Annotated in this window: 20 protein-coding genes and 1 tRNA gene; 9 read left to right on the top strand and 12 right to left on the bottom strand. The window is 71.3% G+C overall.

Annotation, left to right across the window (positions count from 1 at the left end):
* Positions 1–94 precede the first annotated feature (94 nt).
* From MZC64_RS11265 to MZC64_RS11255, 3 genes are all read right to left on the bottom strand, one after another.
* Positions 95–973 (bottom strand): glycosyltransferase family 2 protein, encoded by an 879-nt coding sequence (locus MZC64_RS11265; RefSeq protein ID WP_247766250.1) that lies wholly within the window; start codon positions 971–973, stop codon positions 95–97.
* A gap of 19 nt (positions 974–992) precedes the next feature.
* A complete protein-coding gene (locus MZC64_RS11260) occupies positions 993–2,123 on the bottom strand; it encodes a glycosyltransferase family 1 protein (protein ID WP_247766257.1) in 1,131 nt (376 codons plus the stop codon).
* A gap of 104 nt (positions 2,124–2,227) precedes the next feature.
* Complete coding sequence (locus tag MZC64_RS11255) at positions 2,228–3,358, bottom strand: glycosyltransferase family 1 protein (protein ID WP_247766251.1); 1,131 nt, start codon at positions 3,356–3,358, stop codon at positions 2,228–2,230.
* Between the two features lie 42 nt (positions 3,359–3,400).
* On the opposite strand from MZC64_RS11255, the gene MZC64_RS11250 reads away from it, so the two are divergent.
* The gene (locus tag MZC64_RS11250) at positions 3,401–4,315 is read left to right on the top strand and encodes a glycosyltransferase family 2 protein (RefSeq protein ID WP_247766252.1); all 915 of its coding nucleotides are present in this window, start codon (positions 3,401–3,403) and stop codon (positions 4,313–4,315) included.
* Positions 4,316–4,345: 30 nt separating this feature from the next.
* Here the strand turns inward: MZC64_RS11250 and MZC64_RS11245 are convergent, their stop codons facing one another.
* A complete protein-coding gene (locus MZC64_RS11245) occupies positions 4,346–4,864 on the bottom strand; it encodes a ClpX C4-type zinc finger protein (protein WP_247766253.1) in 519 nt (172 codons plus the stop codon).
* A gap of 135 nt (positions 4,865–4,999) precedes the next feature.
* On the opposite strand from MZC64_RS11245, the gene MZC64_RS11240 reads away from it, so the two are divergent.
* The 4 genes from MZC64_RS11240 to MZC64_RS11225 all read left to right on the top strand — a co-directional run bounded on the left by MZC64_RS11240 (position 5,000) and on the right by MZC64_RS11225 (position 10,190).
* Entirely contained in the window at positions 5,000–7,513 is a 2,514-nt protein-coding gene (locus MZC64_RS11240; RefSeq protein ID WP_247766254.1) for a glycosyltransferase, read from the top strand.
* A 14-nt stretch (positions 7,514–7,527) separates the two neighbouring features.
* Positions 7,528–8,619: a glycosyltransferase family 1 protein gene (locus tag MZC64_RS11235; protein WP_247766255.1), complete on the top strand. Its 1,092-nt coding sequence runs from the start codon at positions 7,528–7,530 to the stop codon at positions 8,617–8,619.
* A 122-nt stretch (positions 8,620–8,741) separates the two neighbouring features.
* Positions 8,742–10,091: a hypothetical protein gene (locus MZC64_RS11230; protein ID WP_247766256.1), complete on the top strand. Its 1,350-nt coding sequence runs from the start codon at positions 8,742–8,744 to the stop codon at positions 10,089–10,091.
* Between the two features lie 25 nt (positions 10,092–10,116).
* A tRNA-Glu gene (locus MZC64_RS11225) sits at positions 10,117–10,190 on the top strand.
* A gap of 213 nt (positions 10,191–10,403) precedes the next feature.
* Here MZC64_RS11225 and MZC64_RS11220 read toward each other — a convergent pair.
* Together MZC64_RS11220 and MZC64_RS11215 are read right to left on the bottom strand one after the other, a co-directional pair.
* Positions 10,404–12,383, bottom strand: coding sequence for a hydantoinase/oxoprolinase family protein (locus MZC64_RS11220; RefSeq protein ID WP_247763372.1), 1,980 nt, complete (start codon positions 12,381–12,383; stop codon positions 10,404–10,406).
* Positions 12,384–12,486: 103 nt separating this feature from the next.
* A complete protein-coding gene (locus MZC64_RS11215; protein ID WP_247763371.1) occupies positions 12,487–13,131 on the bottom strand; it encodes a GntR family transcriptional regulator in 645 nt (214 codons plus the stop codon).
* 127 nt (positions 13,132–13,258) lie between these two features.
* Between MZC64_RS11215 and MZC64_RS11210 the strand changes: the two genes are divergently transcribed.
* Entirely contained in the window at positions 13,259–14,143 is an 885-nt protein-coding gene (locus MZC64_RS11210) for a hydroxymethylglutaryl-CoA lyase (RefSeq protein ID WP_247763370.1), read from the top strand.
* Between the two features lie 52 nt (positions 14,144–14,195).
* Here MZC64_RS11210 and MZC64_RS11205 read toward each other — a convergent pair whose 3' ends face one another.
* The 3 genes from MZC64_RS11205 to rfbB form a co-directional block, all read right to left on the bottom strand.
* Complete coding sequence (locus tag MZC64_RS11205) at positions 14,196–14,849, bottom strand: hypothetical protein (protein WP_247763369.1); 654 nt, start codon at positions 14,847–14,849, stop codon at positions 14,196–14,198.
* A gap of 186 nt (positions 14,850–15,035) precedes the next feature.
* Complete coding sequence (gene rfbD / locus MZC64_RS11200; protein ID WP_247763368.1) at positions 15,036–15,953, bottom strand: dTDP-4-dehydrorhamnose reductase; 918 nt, start codon at positions 15,951–15,953, stop codon at positions 15,036–15,038.
* A gap of 4 nt (positions 15,954–15,957) precedes the next feature.
* Positions 15,958–16,950, bottom strand: a complete 993-nt coding sequence (rfbB, locus tag MZC64_RS11195) for a dTDP-glucose 4,6-dehydratase (protein WP_185001713.1) — start codon at positions 16,948–16,950, stop codon at positions 15,958–15,960.
* Between the two features lie 167 nt (positions 16,951–17,117).
* Here rfbB and MZC64_RS11190 point away from each other — a divergent pair, with 167 nt between their 5' ends.
* Genes MZC64_RS11190 through MZC64_RS11180 form a run of 3 tightly spaced genes read left to right on the top strand, consistent with a single transcriptional unit; the run spans position 17,118 to position 21,227 of the window.
* Positions 17,118–18,842 carry an LCP family protein gene (locus MZC64_RS11190; RefSeq protein WP_247763367.1) on the top strand — a complete coding sequence of 575 codons (1,725 nt, stop codon included), beginning with the start codon at positions 17,118–17,120 and terminating at the stop codon, positions 18,840–18,842.
* Positions 18,843–18,889: 47 nt separating this feature from the next.
* A complete protein-coding gene (locus tag MZC64_RS11185) occupies positions 18,890–20,509 on the top strand; it encodes an LCP family protein (RefSeq protein WP_247763366.1) in 1,620 nt (539 codons plus the stop codon).
* 13 nt (positions 20,510–20,522) lie between these two features.
* Positions 20,523–21,227: a TIGR03089 family protein gene (locus tag MZC64_RS11180; protein WP_247763365.1), complete on the top strand. Its 705-nt coding sequence runs from the start codon at positions 20,523–20,525 to the stop codon at positions 21,225–21,227.
* On the opposite strand, the gene MZC64_RS11175 is transcribed toward MZC64_RS11180, so the two are convergent.
* The 3 genes from MZC64_RS11175 to MZC64_RS11165 form a co-directional block, all read right to left on the bottom strand.
* The gene (locus MZC64_RS11175) at positions 21,224–21,640 is read right to left on the bottom strand and encodes a DoxX family protein (protein WP_247763364.1); all 417 of its coding nucleotides are present in this window, start codon (positions 21,638–21,640) and stop codon (positions 21,224–21,226) included. The genes MZC64_RS11180 and MZC64_RS11175 overlap by 4 nt on opposite strands.
* A gap of 104 nt (positions 21,641–21,744) precedes the next feature.
* Positions 21,745–22,173 carry a DoxX family protein gene (locus MZC64_RS11170; RefSeq protein WP_247763363.1) on the bottom strand — a complete coding sequence of 143 codons (429 nt, stop codon included), beginning with the start codon at positions 22,171–22,173 and terminating at the stop codon, positions 21,745–21,747.
* Between the two features lie 249 nt (positions 22,174–22,422).
* Entirely contained in the window at positions 22,423–23,124 is a 702-nt protein-coding gene (locus tag MZC64_RS11165) for a hypothetical protein (protein ID WP_247763362.1), read from the bottom strand.
* Positions 23,125–23,167: the final 43 nt, after the last annotated feature.

The raw sequence follows: 23,167 nt of genomic DNA, 5'->3' as shown, positions 1-23,167 counted from the left end.
GCAGCACCATGCTGACCGAGGTTAGCCCGGGTGATCACCCGGCCGACACCCCCATCCAATTCGCCAACAGAGTCGTCGTACGGCTGGTTGGTGGTTATGGGCGGGGGGTGCCTCGGGTTTCGAGTTTGAGGCGGAGGGACAGGCCGAGTTTGATGGCCAGGCGGAGGGGGGCGTTGCGGGGGCCGGGGTTGCGGTCGGCGAGGAAGCGGTAGGCGCTGTCGTGGTGGGCGGCCAGCATTTTGGGTTTGACCTTGGCGGTGGAGACGCCGCCGATGTGCATGACCTCGGCCGCCGGGACGTAGACGTTCAGCCAGCCTGCCTTGCCCAGGCGGTCGCCCAGGTCGACGTCCTCGAAGAACATGAAGTAGCGGGGGTCGAAGCCGTGGATGGAGTCGAATGCCTCGCGGCGCAGCAGCAGGCAGGAGCCGGACAGCCAGCCCGCCGGGCGTTCGCCGACGGCGCGGTCCTCCTGGCGGTAGGCGCGGGTCCACGGGTTGCCCGGCCAGATCTTGCTGAACAGGGCGTGGCCCACGCCGCGGCCCAGGGACGGGACCAGGCGGGCCGAGGGGTAGACCTCGCCGTTGGGTTCGCGGATCAGGGGGCCGAAGGCGCCCGCCCGGGGCCAGCGTTTGGCGGCCTCCAGCAGGGTGTCCAGGGAGCCGGGGCCCCATTCCAGGTCCGGGTTGGCGACCACGACCCAGCCGTACTCGTCCGGGAGCTGGACCACGCCGCGGTTGGCCGCGGTGCCGTAGCCGACGTTCTCACCGATGACCAGCAGCTGGACGTGCTCCCGCTCGGCCGCGGCCTGCTCGGGCGCGCCGTCCACCGAGCCGTTGTCGGCCAGCACGACGGTCACCGGTGACTGGCTGCTCGCCTCGTCCAGGGTGTCCAGGAACCGCTCCAGCGTCTTGCCGGGCGAGTAGGTCACGGTGATGACGGCGAGGCGATCTCCGTACTGCTTCTGCTCGGCCACGCCGAGACATTCTGCCGTCTCAGCGGCCCCGGCGGTGCAGCACGTCCGCCCTGGCGTATGCCTCGCGGTGTTTGACCGCGCTGACCTGCCAGGAGAAGTCCTTGGCTCGTTGCTGGGCGGCGGTGGCCAGCCCGGCGCGGCGGGCCGGGTCGTCCAGCAGCTCGGCCACCGCGGCGGCGATGTCGCCCGCGCCGACCCCGCAGTAGGCGACCGCGTCGCCGCCGACCTCGGGCAGGCTCAGCCGCCGGGTGGTCAGCACGCACGCGCCGCAGGCCATCGCCTCCAGCACCGGCAGCCCGAAACCCTCGCCGAGACTCGGGTAGGCGACCAGGTCAGCGCCGCCGAGCAGGCCGGAGAGACGCTCGAAGGGCACATACCCGGCCCGGATCACCCGCAGCCGGTGCGGCACCGAGTCCAGCGCGCGTTCCACATGGGTGTCCCAGCCGGGCTGGCCGGCCAGCACCAGCGCGGGCGGGTTGGCCCGGCCGCGGCAGGCCCTGGCGAAGCCGCGGATCAGCGCGGGCACGTTCTTGCGTGGTTCCAGCGCGCCCAGGAAGGCCACATAGGGGGTGTCGGTCAGGTCCAGTTCGGCGCGGACCGCGGCCACCTCCTCCGGCGCGGGCGGGTGGAAGCGGTCGGTGTCCACCCCGTGCGGGGCGACCTGCAGCACCCGCCGGTCCGCGCCGGCGACCCGCACCAGCTCGGTCGCGGTGGCCTTGGACGGCACCACGCAGACCTCGGCGCGGCGCAGCGAGGCCCTGGTCCAGCCGCGGAAGAAGCGGGACTTGACCGGGGAGTGCAGCGCGGAGTCGGTGAAGAAGGTGGCGTCGTGCAGGGTGACCACCGAGGCGACCGGGTTGACCAGCGGCAGGGTGTAGTGCGGGGAGTGCACGACCTGCACCGCGAGCCGCCTGGCCAGCACCGGCAGGCTGCTCTGCTCCCAGGTGAGCCGGGCGGTGCGGGTGGCCACCGACTCGGTGGCGACCACGATCCGGGAGCCGGGGGCCATCTGGTGGTACAGCTCGGCGTCCCTGGGCTGGCAGACCACGCTGATCAGGGCCCCGTCCGCGTCCAGCGCGGCGACCAGCGAATCCACGTACCGACCGACGCCACCACGGTCCGCCGGGACGGCCGTCGCGTCGATCAACACGCTGGGTTCTGCTTGCGCCACCCATGCAGACTAAGGCCAGCCCGAACAACGCATTGCTGGAATGCGAACTTCTCAGGTTTAGTAGCTGGTCACCGCGCCCTTGATCACCCGCGAGTGGGACGCCGGTGCAGCTCAACGTGCACCCGCCAGACCGCCTCGGCCGCGGCTCGCCAGCCGTATCGCCCGGCCCGCCGCCTGCCCGCTGCCACCATCGTGGCCGCCCGCCGCGGATCGCCGGTGACCTGCCGCAACGCCGCCGCCAGCGCCGTGGCGTCGCCGCGCGGCACGGTGATCCCGGCTCCCCCGGCGACCTCGGCCAGCGCGGGCGCGTCCGAGTGCACCACCGGCACCCCGGCGGCCATCGCCTCCAGCACCGGCAGCCCGAAGCCCTCGGCCCGGCTGGGCGCGGCCAGCACGGTGGCCCGGCCGAGCACCACGGACAATTCCCGGTCGCTGATCCGCCCGAGCACGACCAGCCGCTCCGGCGCCAGCCCGTGCCGCCGGGCCAGCTCGCCCACCGACACCCCGCCCCAGCCAGGCGGCCCGACCAGCACCAACGGCAGCTCGGGCGCGGTCGAGTGCGCCATCGCCTCGATCAGCACGTCGATGCCCTTGCGTGGTTCCACGGTGCCGACAGCCAGCACGTACCGCGCCGGCAACCCCAGCCGCCGGACGATCGTGGTGGCCGAATCGGCCGGGATGGCCTCAGTGAGCACGCTCGCCACCCCCTCCCCCACCACGTGCACCCTGGCCGGCCCCGGCACGAACCGGGCGAGTTCGGTTTCCACCGCCGCGGTCGGCACCACCAGCGCGTCCGCCCGGCGCACCGCCCGGCCGATCACCGACCGGTGCCAGGCCACCCCGCGGCGGGTGAGGGTCTCCGGATGCGTCCACGGCACGGTGTCGTGCACGGTGACCACCAGTCCGCGGCCACGGCGCGGGGCGGCCGGGGCCAGCGGGGTCGGCGCGTGCACCGAGTCCCCGCCCGGCCACAGCGGCAGCCCGTACTGCCAGGCCAGCGTCAGCGCCCGCCGCGACAACGGCAGCATCCGCGGCCCGAGCACCCCCGGGATCACCGCCGCGGTCGGATCCGGATGCCGGGCGATCACCCCGGTCACCTCCCAGCCTGCCGGCGCGGTCGCCGCCAGCGCCGCGGCCAGCTCCCTGGTGTAGCGGCCGGTGCCGCCGGGGACGGGCGCGAGCAGCTGTTCGGTGAGCACGACTAGCTCGGGCATCCGGTCAGCCTGCCACGTCGCCGACGCATTAACGTCCACCGCATGTCGCAGCAGCCCCGCACGACGGTCGTCGTCGTCACCTGGCGCGGCCGGGACCACATCGTGGACTGCCTGGACGCCCTGTCCGCGCAAACCCGTCCACTGTGGACAATCATCGTGGACAACGCCAGCGACGACGGCACCGCCCAGTTGCTGGCCGAACACCCGATGGCCGGCACCATCCTCCGCCTGGACGAGAACGTGGGCTACGCCGGCGCGCTGGAATCCGCCCTCTCCATCGTCGACACACCCTACATGGCCTGGCTCAACGACGACGCCGCCCCCGAACCCCGCTGGCTGGCCGCCCTGGAATCGGCACTGGACGCCGACCCCAAGGCCGCCGCCGCCAGCTCCCGCCTGGTGACCGAGGCGGGGGTGGTGCAGTCCCTCGGCGTGCGGCTCACCGCGGATGGCCACGGCGCGGATCGCATCGAGGTCGGCGAGCCGTTCGGTTTCTGCGGCGGCGCGGCCCTGTTGCGCACCGAGGTGCTGCGCTCGGTGGGCGGGGTGCCGGGCGACTTCTTCTGCTACTACGAGGACACCGACACCTCGTGGCGGCTGCGACTGGCCGGGTGGCGGGTGGTGAGCGTGCCCTCGGCGGTGGTGTGGCACCGGCATGGGGCGAGTTCGATGCCGGGGTCGCCGCGGTTCCACCGGTGGAATGAGCGCAACCGGTTGCTGATGCTGTTGCGTTGCGCGCCCGCGGTGGTGGCGGGGTGGCAGTTGGTGCGGTTCTGGCTGCTCACGCTGAAGTTGTTGGTGCGCAAGGATTCTTCGGGGGCGCCGAATTTCCGGGTGGGGTTACGGGTTGGGGTGCTCGGGGAGGTGTTGCGGCGGTTGCCCGCGACGTTGCGGGAGCGGCGTGGGGTGAACGGGAACCGGAAGGTGCTGTGGCACGACTGGGCCGGGCGGGCTTAGCCGAGGTCGGCACGCAGCACCTCGGCCAGTTCACCCGCCCAGTGTGGCGGCAACCACCTCGGCGGCGAAGTTCGCGCAGCCGCCGCAGATCCGCACACCGGGACCGGTGGCCAGTGGGCCGGTCTCGGTGGCGGGTTTGGCGCAGAAGGAACAGGTGAAGCGGCCCGCGGCCTGGTCGAGGCGGCTGGAGTGGCCGGCGAGGACGAGTTGGGCCTGGTTGACGCAGCTGTCGCAGATGAAGACCTGCGGGCCGGCGACCAGGCGGCCGCACTCCTCCTCCGGGGTGGCGCAGAAGGAGCAGGCCAGGCCGGAGGGGGTCTTCTTGGGGCGCCAGTCCGGGACGCCGCCCGCGGCCTCGACCAGCTGGTGCACCCGCTGGTGGCTCAGGTCCAGGGCGTCGGCGATCTCGCGCAGGGAGGCGCCGGAGAGGTGCAGGCGGCGGATCGAGCGCTGGTACTCGGCCTTGGCCGCCTCGGTGGCGCGCTGGGCGGCCCGCCACTGCTCGGTGGCGGCGCGGGTGGCGGCGAGCAGGGTCTCGTCCACGGACATGCGTCTACGTTAGCTAGACGGACGGTTGCGCGTCTAGGTGTGATTGACACCGTTTGGGTGCGGGCCGTACCTACGATCAACATCGGATGAGGCAGGCTTAGCGAGTTCGCGCAGTCTGCGGGGAGGAGTCGGGACGTGGCGGAGTTGCCCCTGGTGTCGGTGGTGGTGGTCAACTACCGCGGCGCCGAGGACACCATCACCTGCCTGCGGGCGTTGCGCGAGCAGCTCGACTACCCGACCGAACGACTCCAGCTGATCTGCGTCGACAACGCCTCCGGCGACGGTTCGGCCGAGCGGATCGAGGCCGAGGCGGACGGGGTCATGCTGGTGCGCGCCCCGGCCAACCTGGGCTTCGCCGGTGGCTGCAACCTCGGCGTCGAGCACTCCCACGGCGAGGTTCTGGCCTTCCTCAACAACGACGCCCGGCCGGATCCGCAGTGGGTGCGGGCCGCGGTCGCGGTGCTGCGCGCGGAACCGACTGTGGGCGCGGTGGCCAGCAAGGTCCTGGACTGGGATGGCAAGGCCATCGACTTCGTCGACGGCGGGCTCACCTGGTTCGGCATGGGCTACAAGCGGCACGCCGGAGAACCCGACGACGGCTCGCACGACGCCCCGCGCGATGTGCTCTTCGGCACCGGGTCGGCGCTGCTGGTGCGGGCCAACCTGTTCCGCGCGCTGCACGGCTTCGACGAGCGCTTCTTCATGTTCTACGAGGACGTGGACCTCGGCTGGCGGCTCAACCTGCGGGGCTGGCGGGTGCGCTACGAGCCCGGCTCGCTGACCTACCACCGGCACCACGCCTCCATGTCCGGCGTGCACTCCGCCCGCGAGCACTACCTGCTGGAGCGCAACGCGCTGGCGATGCTCTACAAGAACCTCTCCGACGCCTCGCTGGCCAAGGTGCTGCCCGCCGCGCTGGCCCTGGCCGTGCGCCGCTCCACCGCCCGCGGCGAACTGGACCCGACCCAGCTGGAGATCACCCGCCGCCCGGCCGACCGGGCCGAGGACGACGCGCCGGTGCAGATCTCCCGGGAGACCCTGGCGGGGTTCCTGGCGATCGACCAGTTCGTGGAGCTGCTGCCCTCGCTCGGCCCCTCACGGGCCGAGGAACAGGCCGCCAGGAGGTGCACCGATCACGACCTGCTTCCGTTGATGCGCAAGGCGATGGAGCCCGCCTACCCGCTGCCGCGCTACCTGGCCGCGCACGAGGTGCTGGTCAAGGCCTTCGGTCTGGACGAGGTGTTCGGGCGGCCGCGGCGGATCCTGGTGATCACCGGCGATGTGGTGGCCGAGCGGATGGCCGGACCGGCGATCCGGGCCTGGAACATGGCGCTGACCCTGGCAGGCGAGCACGAGGTCCGGCTGGTCAGCATCAACAAGTCCTTCGCGCCGCCGCCCGCGCCGTTCGCGGTTGTGCAGGCGCCGCAACGGGATCTGCCGCAGCACGTGGACTGGGCCGACGTGGTGGTGCTGCAGGGCCACGTGCTGGAACTGGTGCCCTCGTTGAAGCGCAAGGACTCCACCAAGATCGTGGTCTGCGATGTCTACGACCCGATGCACCTGGAACTGCTGGAACAGAGCAAGGACAACGACGACGAGCGCCGGGCCAAGGACGTCATCGGCGTCACCAAGGTGCTCAACGCCCAGCTCCAGCGCGGTGACTTCTTCCTCTGTGCCTCCGAACGCCAGCGGCACTTCTGGCTGGGCAACCTGATGGCGCTGGGCAGGCTCACCCCCGCGCTCTACGACGCCGACCCGACCGTGCAGTCCCTGCTCGCGGTGGCTCCCTTCGGCCTGCCCGGCAAGCCGCCGGAGCGCAACGGCCGCGGCATCCGCGGCGTCGCGCCCGGCATCGGCGAGTCGGACAAGGTCGTGCTGTGGGCCGGTGGCGTGTACAGCTGGTTCGACCCGCTGACCCTGATCCAGTCGGTGGATCTGTTGCGGCACAAGCGCGATGACCTCCGGCTGTTCTTCCTCGGCATGCGCCACCCGAACCCGGACGTGCCGGAGATGGGCATCACCGCGGAGACCCGGCGGCTGGCGCACCAGCTCGGCCTGGTCAACCGGCACGTGTTCTTCAACGAGAGCTGGGTGCCCTACCACCAGCGGCAGAACTTCCTGCTGGACGCCGACTGCGGGGTCACCACGCACTTCGAGCACGTGGAAACCACCTTCGCCTTCCGCACCAGGGTTTTGGACTACCTGTGGGCCGGACTGCCCATCGTGACCACCGACGGCGACTCCTTCGCCGACCTGGTGCGCGCCGAGGGCCTTGGCCTGGTCGTCCCGGCCGAGGACCCGGCGGAACTGGCCGAGGCGCTGGACCTGGTGCTCTACGACACCGAGTTCGCCGCGGCCTGCCGGGACCGGATCGCCGCCATCCGGGACGAGTTCACCTGGGAGAACGCGCTGGCGCCGCTGGTGGAGTTCTGCCGCAACCCGCGCCCGGCCGCCGACCGGCTCTCCGCCAGCTCCCCGCTGACCAGGACACCCCCGCTCAACTCAAGCCAGCGACTGCGGCGGGACCTGGGCCTGTTCCGCGAGTACCTCAACGCCGGTGGCGCGGGCGAGGTCGCCCGCCGGGCCGGTGGGCGGCTGGCGCGGCTGGCCAAGGACCGGCTGCGCGGCGGGGACGAGAGAAGCCAGTGAGAGGAAACGCTGACGTGAAGCCGCTCCGGGTGCTGCTGGACGGCAACCCGCTGCTCGGGGACCGGACCGGGGTCGGCCGGTACACCTCCGCACTGGCCGAGGAACTCGCCTCGATGTCCACTGTGGACGTTCGCGCGGTGGCCTTCACCCTGCGCGGCTGGCGGGCGCTGCGCTCGGCCGTGCCGCACGGGGTGCGTGCCCGCGGCCTGCCGGTGCCGGCCCGGCTGCTGCGCGCGGCCTGGCTGCGCTCGCCGCTGCCGCCGATCGAGGTCTTCGCCGGATTCACCGACGTGGTGCACGCGACCAACTTCGTGCTGCCGCCCTCGCTGCGCGCCGGCAGTGTGCTCACCATCCACGACCTGGCCTTCCTGGACGCGCCCGCGGAGATCCCGGCCAGCGAGTCCGACCTGCCCGAACTGGTCCGGCGCTCGGCCAAGCGCGCCGACGTGGTGTGCACGCCGACGCACGCGGTGGCCGAGACGGTGAGCGAACGCCTCGGCGTGCCCAAGGAACGGATCAAGGTCACCCCGCTGGGCGTGGACCCGGCCTGGTTCGTGGCCAGGGCGCCCAGTGAGAACCTGCGGCGACGGCTCGGCCTGCCCGAGCAGTACCTGCTCTTCGTCGGCGCCGAAGGCCCGCGCAAGGGCCTGGCCAGCCTGGTCGCCGCGCACGCGGCCGATCCGGAACTGCCGCCACTGGTACTCGCCGGCCCCGGCACCGACACCGTCGGTGGCGCGGCGGACCGGGTGATCCGGACCGGGTACCTCTCCGAGCTGGACCTGCGCCGGGTGGTCGCGGGGGCCGCGCTGCTGGTGCTGCCGTCCCGGGACGAGGGCTTCGGCCTGCCGGTGCTGGAGGCCATGGCCTGCGGCGTGCCGGTGGTGTGCTCGGATGTGCCCGCGCTGCGCGAGGTGGCCGGCGGACTGGCCACCCTGGTCCCGTTCGGCGACGTGGAAGCGCTCACCGCGGCCCTGTCGTCCACATTGGACGATGGCGTGTCAGCGGACACCCTGGCCAAACGGCGGGCGCACGCCTCGGAGTTCACCTGGCGGCGCTGTGCCGAGGAGACCGTGGCGGCCTACCGGCAGGCGGCGGGCAGGCGCTGACTACGGCGTTGCCAAGGCGCGTGTGACAGAGCTGTCACGACGGAGTAACCCGTTGCTCCAAACGCGTTCCAGGCACGTGAAAGTCCTCGTGAGCGTGCCGTGATGCTGCCAGCATGGAGGCCATGACCCCAGGCGAGGAAGCCGAGTCGGCGCTCAAGGAGCTGCACGCCTCCCTCGACGAACGGCACCGTCCCGAGGACGTCGCCGAACTGGTGCTCCAGGCGCTCGGCGGCAAGCTCACCGCGGCGGAGTCCGCGTTACTCGGGGTCGCCGCGGCCAAAGGCCGGGGCAACGGTTACTTCTCCTCCATGCCGGAGGACTTCGCCCGCCCGGTCGGCGGCACCGCGCAACTGGCCTGCGCGGCCAAGGTCTTCGGCCTGCCCGAACCACCCGCGGTCAACCCGGACGACCCGCAGGCGCTGCGCGCGGTGGCCAACTCCCTCGGCGAGACCGTGGGCTGGCACACCGACCACGCCGACTTCCTGGCCCACCGGCTGGACCGGCAGGAACGCCAGCGGGCCGGGATGGAGATCACCGCGCGGCAGTACAACCGGCGCTGGCGCGCGCTGCACCGGCTGGCGGCCAAGGCGAAACAACTCGAACACGAGCAGTTCAAACGGCGGCTGGTGATGCTGGGCCGCTCCGGATTCGCCGGACAACTGGACTTCGCCCGCTTCCGCGCCGATGAGGACGCGGCCTGCTTCATCGCCTACTACACCGCCCGGCGCAACCTGCGCCGCGAGTTCTCCCTGGCCGGGCGGGCCAACCCGTTCGACCAGATCGCCGACGCGCTGCTGGCCCGCTGCGAACGCGGGGCCGCGACCGACTGGGCGATGATCGCACTCGTACTGCCCAGCCAGGAGGTGCTCTACCGGCTCGACGACGCCCAGCGCGGCGAACTGCTCGGCCGCTGGTCAGCGGTGATGCACCAGGCCGCGACCCTGCTGGGACGGATGTGGCGCACCGGCGGCTTTGATCGCGTGCGGATGGTTGTGCGCCGAGGCAACGATTCCAGCACCTGGAACCTGCTCGCCCAGGGCTACAACGCCGCCCGCGCGGCCTGGCTGTCCTGCCTGGCCGCCACCGGCACCGAACGACTGCTGGAGATCGCCTGCCCCGGCAAGGCGATGCGACTGATGGCCGCCGACCTGGTGCAGTGGCACGCGGCAGGCGCCGACCTGTCCCCCGACACCGCGGTCTGGGCCGGCCTGCCCCTGCCCTGGGACGTGCTGGACGGACACGTGGAATGCGGCCGGGCCAAGGTCGAGGAGGTCTGCGCCCGGGTCGGCCTGGACCCGCGCCTGTCCGGCTGGACCGCGCCCCGGCCCGCGGACGGAGTCGCCGAGTTCACCCCGACCCCGGAACTGGTGCACGGGGTCAGCATCGCCGATCCGGCCTGGGCACAGGTGCTGCGCCGGTCCGGATTCTTCAGCGGGCGGCCGATCGGGCGAAGTTCTGGCGCGACCGAGTAGTCCTGTGTCACTGTGGAAAGTCCGACTCGCTGTAGCTCAGTGGTAGAGCGCTCGGCTCTCAGGACCGAGTAGTCACCGGTTCGAGCCCGGTCAGCGAGGCTGTGTTGGATTGGCGTGCTCCGCACGCTGGATTTTTCGCTCTGAGTCGCCTCGTCGTGCATCCGCCGCACGCGAAGCAAGCTTCGGATGCGTCGGACGCACGACAAGGCAACGCGAAAAATCGGTACCCCGCCGCTGGTTAAAGGCTCGCCGTGTCGCTGCGCGCCACGCCTTTTCGCAACAAGTTGTGGTGGTTGCGTTTGGCTGCTTGGGCTATTCGGGGTTGATCAACAGGCAGCCGCTGGGGTGGACTTTTGCCGCGTGGCCTGGTTGTACGAGGGTGGTTGAGTCTGGTTCTACGATCAGGGCGGGGCCGGGGATTATGTTGCCTGCCAACAACTTGGTTCGGTCGTAGACGTCTGCGGCTACCAGGGTTGAGTCGACCATGATCTTCTTGGTGCGCAGGAGGGCGTCCGGGATTGGGTTCTTGCGGCCGGGTAGGGGCTCGTGGGTGAGCAGTGGGGGGCGGGGGCCGCGGACGATCACGCGTAGTTCCACGATTTCGGCCTCTGGGGGGATGCCCAGTGCGCCGCGTGGGTCTCCGGCGCTCAGCACTGAGCTGTCCAGGTCGGCCAGCAGTTCGGTGTTGCGGCCGCCGGGCAGACAGAGCGTGATGTCGGCCTGGGCCTTCAACTCGGTGCGCGGGATTCCTCTGGCGGCCAGGCGGTCGCCGGCGGAGTGGATCAGGTCAGCGAGGACCGCGCGTAGGCGGGCCGGGCCTGCGCCGGCGAGGCCGGGGGCGGCTACTACCTCTTCGCTGGGTTCGGTGGCTGCCAGGCCGTAGGCGGCGAGGGTGCCGGGGGATGGGGGGACGATGACCGGCCAGGTGCCGGTGATGCGGGCCAGGGCGTTGGCGTGCAGGGGGCCCGCGCCGCCGAAGACGACCAGGGGGAAGTCCTTGGGGTCGTGGCCGTTGCGGACGCTGACCAGGCGCAGGGCCCGAAACAGCTTGTCGTTGACCAGGGCCAGGACTTCGCCCGCCGCGCGTTCAGGGGTGGGCAGAGCGAGGGCGTCGGCCAAGGCGGCCACCGCTTTGCGGCCGCCTTCCAGGTCCAAGCGGATCCGGCCGCCCGCGATGGCCTCCGGCAGGTAGCCCAGGGCCAGGTTGACGTCGGTGACGGTGGGCTTGGTGCCGCCGTTGCGGTAGGAGATCGGGCCGGGCAGCGCGCCGGCCGAGGCCGGGCCGATGCGCAGTTCCATGGTGCTCTTGGACACCCGGACCAGCGAACCGCCGCCGAGGGCAACCGTATGCACGTCCACGCCGGTGGCGCGCAGGGTCAGGTCGCCGACCGCGGTCTGGCGGTCGATCCGCGGCCGCCCGTCCCGCACCAGCGCGACATCGGCCGAACTGCCGCCCAGGTCCAGGCTGAGGAAGTCGGTGAACCCGGCCAGCCCGGCGAAGTGCGCGGCCCCGAGCAGCCCACCGGCCCGGCCGGAGGAGACCGCGGCGATCGGGCGTTCCGCGGCGTGCCCGGCCGCGGTGGCCCGGCCGTCGTTGCGCAGCACCGAGATCCGCGCGGTGATCCCGGCCGCGGCCAGCGCGGTCTCCAGATCCCGGACCGCCCGGCTCGCCTGCGGGCGCAGATAGCTGTTGACCACCGCGGAGACCGTGCGCTCGTACTCGCGCGGCTCGGTGAGCACGTGCGCGGACAGCGACACCGGCACCCCGGGCAGCTCCTCGGCGGCCAGCCTGCCCAGCAGCCGCTCGTGCCGGTCGTTGACCCCGGCGTTGAGCAGCGAGATGGTCAGCGCCTCCACCCTGGCCGCGCGCAGGCGGCGCAACGCGATCCGGGCCGCGCCGGTGTCCAGCGGCAGCAGCACCGAACCGTCCGGGCCGATCCGCTCGATCACCTCGACGGTGTCCTCCGGGCGGGCCAGCGGTTCGGCGGCGTAACTGCGGGCCAGTTGCAGCACCTGGCGGAAGCCGCTGGTGGTGACCAGGCCGACCCGCGCGCCGCTGCCTTGCAGGATCGCGTTGCTGGCCACCGAACCGCCGTGCAGCACGTGGCCGATCAGCTTCGGGTCCACCCCGGCCGCGCGGCAGGTGTCCCGGATGCCGTTGAGCACGGCCACCGCGAGGTTGTGCGGGGTGGTCGGGATCTTGGCGCGGAAGGCCGCGCCGGTGCGCTCGTCGACCAGCAGGACGTCGGTGAACGTGTCTCCGACGTCGACCCCGAGTCGAAAGCCCCCCACCGAATTCTCCCTGTGCCCCACCCTGTCGCCATCCTTGTCCCAGGACCCTAGAGGACCCTACGCGCCTGCCGCGCAAGGACTTCCGCCGCCATCCCACGCCGGTCTACCTGGTATACACCCGGAGCAGAACCCGTTTCGCGGCCAGCACATGCGCCCGCATCACCGCCTCCGCCCAGTCCGGATCCCCCTCGGTCAGCGCGTCCACCAGCTCGCGGTGATGGGAGAGGCTGCGGGCCAGCTCGGCCGGCTGGTAGTCGTGGAAGGTGCGCAGCACCAGCGGCATCTCGATCACCGTGGTCAGCATGGTCAGCACCCGAGGGCTGGCCGCGGCCGCGCCGATGATGGTGTGGAACTCGCAGTTGGCCTCGGCCACCCTGGTCAGGTCCTGCGCCGCGCCCGCGGTCGCCGCGGCGGCCATGATGTCGCGGAGCTGGGCCAGCCGGGCCAGCGCGCCCTGGCCGATCCGGGTCGCGGCGCGGGCGGCCACGAAGGACTCCAGCAGCATCCGCAGGTCGTACAGCTCCTCCACGTCGGCGCGGGTCCACTGGGCCACCCGCGCGCCGCGGTGCGGCTCCAGCTCGACCAGGCCCTCGACCTCCAGCCGCCGCAACGCCTCCCGGACCGGGGTGCGGGACAGGCCGAGGCCCTCGGCCAGCTCGACCTCGGCCAGGCGCTGAGCCGGCTGGTGGGTGCCGTCCAGGATGCCCGCGCGCAGGGTTTGGTACGCCTTCTCCGCCGCCAGCGCCACTGGTCACGCTCCGAAATGCAAGCTGCATCATTTTGTATGCAAACTAGAGCGATGCAGCAACTTGACACAAGTTGTCAGCGCCTGGATGCTCCGCTCGAACGTTTGCTTTGTATACATGGAGCCGTCTGTGGACGCTGTTGAGCTGGTCGAGGTCGCGCCGCGGGACGGACTGGCCGGCGGCGGTCTCGCGCTGTCCGCGGTGGACACCATCGAGCTGGTGGAATGCCTGGCCGCGGCCGGGTTGCGGCGGATCGAGGCGGCCTCGTTCTGCCCGCCGTTCTCCCCCGCGGCCGAGCAGGTGCTCAGCGCGCTGCCCCGGCTGCCCGGCCTGCGCTACGGCGCGCTGGTGCCGGACCGGGCTGCCTTGCAGCAGGCGGCGGCCTACCTGGACGAGGCCCAGTTCGTACTGCCGGCCACCGAGGATTTCGCGCAACGGCAGGAAAAGCGCTCCCAGGCCCAGCTGCTCGCCGAACTGGCCGAGGTGACCAAGGCCGGACTGGCGGCCGGGGTGCCGGTCTCGGTGGGCATCGCGGTGGCCTTCGGCTGCCCGTTCGCCGGCGAGGTGCCGCGGGCCGCGGTGGCCGAACTGGCCGCGAAGGTGGCCGCGACCGGCCCCGCCGAACTGTCCCTGGCCGACACCCTCGGCGTGGCCACCCCGGACCAGGTACGCGCGATGATCACCGAGGTGCGCGCGGCCGCGCCAGGGATCCGGCTGCGCTGCCACTTCCACAACACCCGCAACACTGGGTATGCCAACGCGATCGCCGCGGTGGAGGCCGGGGTCAGGGTGCTGGATGTCTCCGCTGGTGGCTTCGGGGGTTGCCGGTTCGCCCCCGGCGCGGCGGGCAACATCGCCACCGAAGACGTGGTTTACGCACTGGAACGAATGGGTATCGCAACCGGCGTGGACATGATCGCGGTGGCCGACACGGCAGGCTGGCTCGCCCAGCGCCTGGGCAGGCCCGTACCCGCGCTGCTGGGCCGCGCGGGCATGTTCCCGCCGACCATCTGACCAGCCCGGCCGGCGCCTGACCCCCAGGGGCGCCGGTCGGGCCCCTCGTGGCTCACCTGGCCGGCGCCCGGAGCTTGACCCCGCGCCGGATCGAGTACCAGAGCACCACCACCAGCATCAGCAACGGCGTCGCCCAGGGCAGGAACTGCCCGGCCAGGTAGGCCACCGGCGGCACCGCGCCGGCCGCGTAGAGGTGCGAAACCGGCGCGGCAGCCTGCTTGCCCGGCGGCGTCCACGGCGTCCGTTTGCCCGGCTTGGCCACCGAAAGCCAGGCCTGGAAAGCGATTCCGCCCACCATGAAGGCCGAGGCCACCGCCAGCCACACCGCCGGACCGCGCCCGCCGGTCTCCGCGGCCAGCACCGAGTCGTGCAGGTTGGCGCTGAGGATGAAGATGCCGATGTAGAGCTGTAGCAGGGTGATCGCGAACTTGATCAGCACCCACCAGTGCCGGAAGTAGCCCCATGGCGTCAGCGCGGAGAGCATGAACCCGGTGAACGCCGAGGTCTCCGCCAGGATCTGCAACACCCGCAGGTCCAGCACCTCGGCCATCCGGAACGCGGCCAGCCGCAGTCCGGGATCCTCGACGCCGATGCCGTAGGTCACCAGCGCGAACAAGGTCAGCGCCAGCGACATCCAGCCGACCGAACTCACCACATGCAGCCACACCAACAGGTTCCGCGCCCGCTGCGCCCCGGATTTCGCCATGCCCCCAGCGTCATCCGGCCGCGCCCGCCGGACATCGGGTCAACCCCCGACCCGGCCCCCGACCCCGGTCGACACACGCCGTACGCCCCGGCTACAACACCCGCCGTACAACCAATCCGACGAGTTGGGCCAACTGGTACGCCGAGTTTGCCCAAGTGGGCGTACCAGTTTGCCCAAGTGGGTGGCTCAGGCCGTGCGGAACCGCTCGCCCTGCTCGGCGAACGCGGCGGTCAGCGCCTCACGCCAGGGGCGCAGCGGGGTCAGTCCGGCCGACTCCCAGGACTTCGGCGAGAGCACCGAGTACGGCGGGCGCTTGACCGGGCTGGGGAAATCGGCCGAGGTGCACGGCCTGACCCGCTCGGGATCCGCGCCCAGCTCGGTGAAGATGGCCTGGGTGAACCGGTACCAGGTGGTCTCCCCGCCGCCCGCGCAGTGCAGCAGCCGCTGCTCCGGCGGGTTCGGGCCGGTGGCCAGCACGGCCAGGTCCAGCAGGCCGGATGCCAGGTCCACGGTCCAGGTCGGGCAGCCCACCTGATCGTCCACAACGGACAGTGTGTCCCGGCTGGACTCCAGCCGGACCATGGTGCGCACGAAGTTCTTGCCGGTGGAGCCGTACACCCACTGGGTGCGCACCACGTAGGCCAGTGCGCCCGAGTCCAGCACCGCGCGTTCCCCGGCCAGCTTGGTCCGCCCGTAGGCCGAACGCGGCCCGGTGGCGTCGCTCGGCTCGTACGGCCGGGTGCCGTCGCCTGGGAAGACGTAGTCGGTGGAGAGGTGGATCAGCGGCACATCCCTTGCCGCACAGGCCTTGGCGAGCAGCCCGGCGCCGGTGCCGTTGATCGCCAGCGCCCGGTCCTCGTCGGTCTCGGCGGCGTCCACCGCGGTGTAGGCGCCCGCGCTGATCACCACCGGGCGCAGGCCCGCGTCCCTGGCCGCACAGGCGATCCCGTGCACCGCGTCCTCGACCGCGTCCGCCTCGCTGACGTCCAGTTCGGCCGAGCCGGGCGCATGCGTCAGCCAACCGTCCTTTGTGGACGCGAGAGCGGCCAGGTCGGTGCCGAGCTGACCGCGGCCGCCGGTGACGAGCAGTCCCAGTCCAGGCACCGGCTCAGCCCTTGGCCAGCTCAGCGCGCTGCTTGAGCGCTTCCCACCAGGTGCGGTTGTCCCGGTACCACTTCACCGTCTGGGCCAGGCCCTCGGTGAAGGGCACCCGCGGCGCGTAACCCAGTTCGGTGCTGATCTTGGTGATGTCCACCGAGTAGCGCCGGTCGTGACCCTTGCGGTCGGTGACCGGAGTCACACTGCCCCAGTCCTTGCCGGTGGCCTCCAGCAGCAGCCCGGTCAGCTCCTTGTTGGTCAGCTCGGTGCCGCCGCCGATGTTGTAGATCTCACCCGCCCGGCCGCCCTCGGCGACCAGCTGGATGCCCCGGCAGTGGTCGTCCACGTGCAGCCAGTCCCGGATGTTGAGGCCGTCGCCGTAGAGCGGCACGGTCTTGCCGTCGATGAGATTGGTCACGAACAGCGGGATGACCTTCTCCGGGAACTGGTACGGACCGTAGTTGTTCGAGCAGCGGGTCACGCAGACCGGCAGTCCGTGGGTGCGGAAGTAGGAGCGGGCCAGCAGGTCCGAGCTGGCCTTGGACGCCGAGTACGGCGAGTTGGGCTCCAGGATGTGCTCCTCGGTCCACGAGCCGGACTCGATGGAGCCGTACACCTCATCGGTGCTGACGTGCACGAACCGGCCGACGTTGGCCTCCAGCGCGCCCTGCAGCAGGGTCTGCGTGCCCAGCACGTTGGTCAGCACGAAGTCGGCCGCGCCCAGGATGGAGCGGTCCACGTGCGATTCGGCCGCGAAGTGCACCACCACGTCCTGGCCGGACATGAGCTTGCGCACCAGCTCGGGATCGCAGATATCGCCTTCGACGAAGGTAAGCCGGGGGTTGTCGGCCACCGGTTCGAGGTTGGTCCTGGTGCCCGCGTAGGTGAGTTTGTCCAGCACCGTCACCTCCGCCTCGGCGAAGGCCGGGTACGCGCCACCCAGCAGCTGTCGGACGTAGTGCGAGCCGATGAACCCGGCACCGCCTGTGACCAGTACCCGCATCCGTATCCTCCCCTGAACCCTGCCGCGTGGTCTCGTGCTGATCCGGTCGCAGTCTGTCACGAGCAGCAACCAGCAAACCCTCTGATGCGTCCACGTTATGTCGGCAACCGCGAACGCGGTGCCAGACCCCAGATAATCTGGTCCGATCGACCGGGAGGAGAACGGAGTTGGACGACCGGCCCCAGCGGCCCGGTGACCCCCAGGGTCGCCCGCGCCGCCCCGCACCGCCAGCTGGCCAGGGCGACCGGCGACGTCCGGTCCCGGACCCGGGCGCGGCAAGTCGGGGAGGCGGCCGTCCGGCACCGCGCGAGCAGGCCAGACCGCGCCCCAGTGAGCGGACCCGCGCCAACGCCGCCGCCGTCACCACCAAGGCGCGCACCCCCGAGCAGCCGAAGCTGTCCGCCCAGGAGCAGGGCAAGCGGCAGGCGACGCGGGTGGCCAAGATCGTGCTCGCGGTCAGCTCGGCCACCGTGCTGCTGGCCTCCGGGGTCGCCTACGGCATGCTCGGCAACCTCGACGGCGGGCTCACCAAGAACGACGTGATCGGCAAGAAGCAGCAGGGTGAGATCGCGGCCGACGGGGCCACGGACATCCTGCTGGTGGGCAACGACTCCCGGGTCGACGCGCAGGGCAACCCGCTGCCCAAGCAGATCCTGCAGGAGCTGCGTGCCGGCGACAACGAGGGCCACCTGACCGACTCGCTGATCCTGATCCGGATCCCCAACGACGGCAGCAAGGCCAGCGCGATGTCCTTCCCGCGCGACTCCTATGTCGACGTGCCGGGACACGGCAAGAACAAGGTCAACTCGGCCTACGCCTTCGGCCGCAACGCCGCGCTCAAGCAGCTGCGCAACAGCAGCAAGAGCAAGCCGGAGCAGGAACGCGACGCCAACACCGAGGGCTCCAAGGTGCTGATCAAGACCCTGGAGAACCTGTCCGGGGTGGAGATCGACCACTACGCCGAGGTCAACCTGCTCGGCTTCTACGAGATCACCAAGGCTGTCGGCGGCGTGGACGTGTGCCTGACCAAGGCCACCAAGGAAGAGAAGTCCGGCGCGAACTTCAAGGCGGGCCCGCAGACCATCTCCGGTGGCGACGCGCTGGCCTTCGTCCGGCAGCGCTACGGCCTGCCGCGCGGCGACCTGGACCGGGTGGTGCGCCAGCAGGTGTTCATGGCGGGGCTGGCCAAGAAGATCCTCTCCGGCGGCACGCTGACCGACACCACCAAGCTGAGCAACCTGTTCGAGGCGCTGAAGAAGTCGATCGTGCTGGACAAGGACTGGGACGTGATCGCCTTCGCCCAGCAGATGCAGGGCATGGCCGGCGGGCGGATCAGCTTCGAGACCATGCCGCTGGGCGAGTCGATCAAGACCTCGGACGGGCAGGATGCGTTCAGCGTCAACCCGTCCAAGGTCAAGGACTTCGCCAAGCAGCTCATCACCGGCGGCCCGGCCGCGACCACCAGCACCCAGGCCGGCAGCGGGAACAACGGCGGCAACGACTCGGCCGGCGCCAAGGTCGATGTGTTCAACACCACGACCACCACCGGACTGGCCACCAAGGTGCAGGACGCGCTGGCGGCCAAGGGTTTCGCCAAGGGCAAGAGCGACAACGCGCCGGCCAGGCCGAAGACCGTGGTGCGCTACGCCAAGGGCGAGAAGTCGCTCGCGGACAAGGTGTCCGAGGCGCTGGGCGGGGTTCCCGTCGAGGAGAACGCCAAGGTGGTCGCGGGCACGGTCGAGGTCTACCTCGGCAAGGACTACAAGGGCCCCGGCGCCCGCGGGTTCACCGCCAGAGGTCCCGTTTCACTCGATGGGGTGGACTCGGTCGCCCCGGCCGCCGCGCCGGGCCAGCAACCGATCACGGCGGACGGTGTCACCTGCGTGAACTAGGCTGGTGACCGGGGGAAATCCAGCACGTTCAACAGGGAGGCAGGGACGTGGAGGAGCAGAAACCACGTCCGAACCAGGACGACGCGCAGGCGTCGGCCGGGGACATGGATACCGACGCGGCGGCCGGGCAGGCCGCCGAGCAGGACCACGACACCGAGGTGGCCGGGCGGGCCAGCACGGCGAGTGCGGGTGCGGCGGCCGGGCAGGCCGCCGGGACCGAGGACGGGGCAGCCGGGCAGGCTGCCGAGAACGCGGTGGCCGGGCAGGTCGCCGACGCCGCCGAACGGGCGGCCGAGCCGGTCGCGGGCGCCGCCGAACCAGCGGCTGAGCCGGTCGCGGGCGCCGCGGTCGCGGCTGCGACCGTTGGGCCGCAACAGAAGTGGGCGCCACTGGACGACGCCGAGCCGGTGCCCGTGCCGCGCCGGCGCAGCCGGTGGAAGACCGCGGGGCTGGTCTCCGTGCGCACCGTGGCCGCGGTGCTCTCGGTGGCGGTGCTCACCGCGACCGGGATCAGCTGGGCCACGGTCTCGCGCATCGAGGACAACGTCACCACCACCAACCTGATCGACGAACTGGGCCAGGCGCCGAACGCGCCGGAGGCTAAGGACGGCGCCACGGACATCCTGCTGGTCGGCAGTGACAGCCGCACCGACGCCGAGGGCAATCCCTTGCCCGCCAAGGTGTTGAAGCAGCTGCGCACCGAGGCCAACGACGGCGGGGTGAACACCGACACCATCATCGTGCTGCGGGTGCCCGACGACGGCCGCAAGGCCACCGCCTTCTCCATCCCGCGGGACACCTACACGACGGTGCCCGGCATCGGCGAGGAGAAGATCAACTCCGCCTATACCCGGGGCAAGAACCGCAAGATCGACCAGCTCCGGGCCGAGGGCGTCACCGAGCACGCCCGGCTGGACAAGGAAGGTCACCAGGCGGGGCGGCTGGCGCTGGCGCTGACCGTGCAGGAGCTGACCGGGCTGCGCATCGACCGCTACGCCGAGGTCAACCTGTACGGCTTCTACCTGCTGACCGAGGCGGTCGGCGGGGTGGACGTGTGCCTGCGCCGCTCCACCAGCGATCCGGACTCCGGCGCGAGTTTCCGGGCCGGGCCGCAGACCATCTCCGGCGGCGACGCGCTGGCCTTCGTCCGGCAGCGCAACGGGTTGCCGCGCAGCGACCTGGACCGGATCGTGCGCCAGCAGGCGTTCATGGCCGCGGTGGTGAGCAAGATCCTCTCCTCCGGCACGCTGACCAACCCGGGCAAACTGGGCGCGCTGATGACGGCGGCGAAGAAGTCGATCGTGATGGACTCGGGCTGGGACCCGTTGCAGTTCGCCCAGCAGATGCAGGGGCTGGCCGGCGGCAACGTGGAGTTCCGCACCATCCCGGTCACCGGCGTGGGCGCCCGCAACGAGCGCGGGCAGAGCGTCGTCACGGTCAACCGGGACCAGGTGCGCTCCTTCGTGGCCGGGCTGACCAAGCCGGAACCGCCCGCCTCGCCCCAGCCACCTCCGTCCTCCGCGCCGCCGCCGAGTTCGCCACCTGCGCGGTTGGGCGGGGCCGGGGCGGTGCGTTTGGATGGGGTGGTCGGCCCGCCCGGCGCCCGGCAGCAGCCGGTCGAGGTGGACGAGCCGATCACCGCCAACGGGGTTCGCTGCGTGTACTGAGTTTGGGGCCCAGATGAGCATCACCGAGAAGCTGTTCCGCCCGCTGCTGCGCGCCGACCCGGCGCGGCCGCTGATCACCTACTACGACGACGCGACCGGCGTCCGGATCGAGCTGTCCAGGGCCACCATGGCCAACTGGGCCAGCAAGACCGCCAACTGGCTGCGCGATGAGCTGGACGTGGAGGCGGGCACCCCGGTCGGGGTGCTGCTGCCCACGCACTGGCAGACCGTCGGGGTGCTGCTGGGCTCGTGGTGGTGCGGGGCGAGCGTGCGCTTCGATCCGGCGGGCACCGAGGTGTGCTTCACCGCGCCCGGCGGGGACGCGCCGGGCGCCCGCACGGTCGCGGCGGCCTCGCTGGACCCGATGGGCCGCGGGCTGTCCAGCACGCCGCCGGGCGTGCTGGACTACATCTCCGAGGCCAGGGTGCACGGCGATGACTTCCTGCCGTACGAGCCGGTGCCCGGCGACACCCCGGCCCTTGGCGAGTCCACTGTGGACGAACTGCTGGACCTGGCGGCCAAGCGGGCGGCCGAACTCGGCTTCGGCGCCGACGACCGGATCCTGTCCACTGTGGACTGGAACACGGATGCGGGCGTCCTGGACGGGTTGCTCGCGGTGCTCGCGGGCGGCGGTTCGCTGGTCCAGTGCGTCAACCTGGACGAGAGCAAGCTCGCCGCCCGCAAGGAAACCGAGAAGATCACCCGCGAACTTCGTTAGGCGGCAACGGGATGACGGCGTCGGCGGTAGTAGCCGCCGACGCTGACCTCGCCGCCGGCGAAGCCCAGTGCCAGCGCGGTGCCCGCCAGCACCAGCTCGTACTCGTAGCCGCCGTTCCCGGCCCAGAAGCCGTTCTTGGCGGTGACGAACAGGATGCCGAGCACCGAGACGATCGCGAGCAGCACGCCGATCAACGGCAGGGCCACCCCGAGGATGAACAGCGCGCCGCCGAGCAGCTCGACCAGCGCGGTGAACCAGGCCATGAACTCCGGGGCCGGGAAGCCCAGCTTGCCGAAGTTGGCCGTGGTGGCGTCCATCCCGTCCGTCATCAGTTTGCGCCAGCCGTGCAGGATGAACACCAGACCGACCGCGATGCGGCCGATGAGCAACGCGAAACCCGCTGAGCGCACCATCTTCCGGCTCCTTCGCTCGTTGAGGGGAGTTCCGGATACCGGAGTTCCCCCGCACACGGGCGAGTGAACGTCGATGCGTCAGCGGGTTTCGGTTGAGCGCGCAATCAGGCGTCTACGGTCTGCCGCGAACGTTTGGGCTGACCGATGCCGAAGACCGCGTCCAGGGAGTAGCGGCCGCCGTTGAAACCGAGGGCCAGACCCGCCGCCAGCAGGGTCAGGATGTACTCGTAACCGCCGGGCAGGCCAAAACCGTTCTTGAAGTGCACGAAGAATCCGGCACCCGCCATCACGACCGCGAACAGCACGCCGACCAGCGGCAGACCAATGCCGACAATGAAGGCGGCGCCGCCGACCAGTTCGACCAGCGCGGTGAACCACGCGGACACCGTGGGCAGCGGAATGCCCATCTTCCCGAAACCTGCCGCAACCCCGTCGATCCCGCCGGTGACGAGCTTCTGCCAGCCGTGGTAGATGAACACCACGCCGACGACGACCCGCCCCAGCAGCAGGGTGAGATCCCGAAGTGGCTGCATTGACTTGACTCCTTCCAGTTCCGGCGCCGCCGTCAGCACCGGAGGTTCCCCAGTACCGCCGAAAGTACTGATTCAACTTGGAACCACCTACCGGAATGCGCTTTCCAACAGGAAACAGACAGGAAACCCCCTACGAAAGAGGGGTCATTCCGTCAGGTCATCCCACGTCCAGGGAAATGCTTGCGCGGCAACGCATTCGTACGTTAACGGAATAGGTGCGCGACGAAACATCCGTGCGAATTCCGGTGGTCAGCCCATGGTGGAGAGCCAGCCGAGGCCGACCGCGCCGACGGCCACCGCGGCGAACCTGAGCAGGCCCGCACGGTCCGGCAGGCCGCCGGTGCGCAGCACGCGCACCCCGAGCGGGAGCAGGGCCAGGCATAACGCCGCCGCCGCGACCACCGAGGAGATCGTGCTGCCCTTGAGCACGCCGACCGGTAACGCGGCCATGGCCGCCAGCGCCAGTGCGCCTACCGGCCCGAGCACCCTGGCCCGGTAGGCGCCGACGGCCAGCAGCGGCCAGCCGAACACGGCCGCGGCCGCGGTGACGCTGAACACGTGCGGCACGCCGTACCCGGCGGCGACCACCTCGGTGGCCGCGGCCGACTGCTGCGCGTCGACCAGTCGGAAGGCCAGGTGGTCGACGCCGGCGTGGAAGATGCGGGCGAACAGGCCGATCAGCACGAAGGCGGTGCCGATTGCGCCCCAGGCGTTGCCGATCCGCGCGGACAGCGCGAGCACGGCCGGGCACAGCAGCACGAGGCCGGCGGCGACCAGGCTGTAGGACACGGTCAGCCGCAGCGGTTCGGCGGCGTAACCGGCGAGCTGGGCGGGGAAGAAGAAGGGCACGCCGAAGCGGGTCAGCACGCCGGCGAGCAGCAGCACGGGGCCGAGAACCAGACTGATCCCGCCGAGCCAGCGGCCGGGAAACTGTTGGGGCTGCGTGGTCATGGCTCCACCGTGCCGTGCGGACGGCCGCCGCGGATCGGACCAC

Source organism: Crossiella sp. S99.2 (assembly GCF_023094165.1).
GTDB lineage: Bacteria > Actinomycetota > Actinomycetes > Mycobacteriales > Pseudonocardiaceae > Crossiella.
Note: the sequence above shows the minus strand (reverse complement) of the source record. Positions and strands in the feature narration are given on the sequence as shown.

Bases quoted from the DNA above. Each gene is read 5' to 3' on its own strand.
- MZC64_RS11255 (WP_247766251.1), bottom strand. From the start codon at position 3,358: ATGCCCGAGCTAGTCGTGCTCACCGAACAGCTGCTCGCGCCCGTCCCC.
- MZC64_RS11250 (WP_247766252.1), top strand. From the start codon at position 3,401: ATGTCGCAGCAGCCCCGCACGACGGTCGTCGTCGTCACCTGGCGCGGC.
- MZC64_RS11245 (WP_247766253.1), bottom strand. From the start codon at position 4,864: ATGTCCGTGGACGAGACCCTGCTCGCCGCCACCCGCGCCGCCACCGAG.
- MZC64_RS11230 (WP_247766256.1), top strand. From the start codon at position 8,742: ATGACCCCAGGCGAGGAAGCCGAGTCGGCGCTCAAGGAGCTGCACGCC.
- MZC64_RS11205 (WP_247763369.1), bottom strand. From the start codon at position 14,849: ATGGCGAAATCCGGGGCGCAGCGGGCGCGGAACCTGTTGGTGTGGCTG.
- rfbB (WP_185001713.1), bottom strand. From the start codon at position 16,950: ATGCGGGTACTGGTCACAGGCGGTGCCGGGTTCATCGGCTCGCACTAC.
- MZC64_RS11180 (WP_247763365.1), top strand. From the start codon at position 20,523: ATGAGCATCACCGAGAAGCTGTTCCGCCCGCTGCTGCGCGCCGACCCG.
- MZC64_RS11175 (WP_247763364.1), bottom strand. From the start codon at position 21,640: ATGGTGCGCTCAGCGGGTTTCGCGTTGCTCATCGGCCGCATCGCGGTC.
- MZC64_RS11170 (WP_247763363.1), bottom strand. From the start codon at position 22,173: ATGCAGCCACTTCGGGATCTCACCCTGCTGCTGGGGCGGGTCGTCGTC.
- MZC64_RS11165 (WP_247763362.1), bottom strand. From the start codon at position 23,124: ATGACCACGCAGCCCCAACAGTTTCCCGGCCGCTGGCTCGGCGGGATC.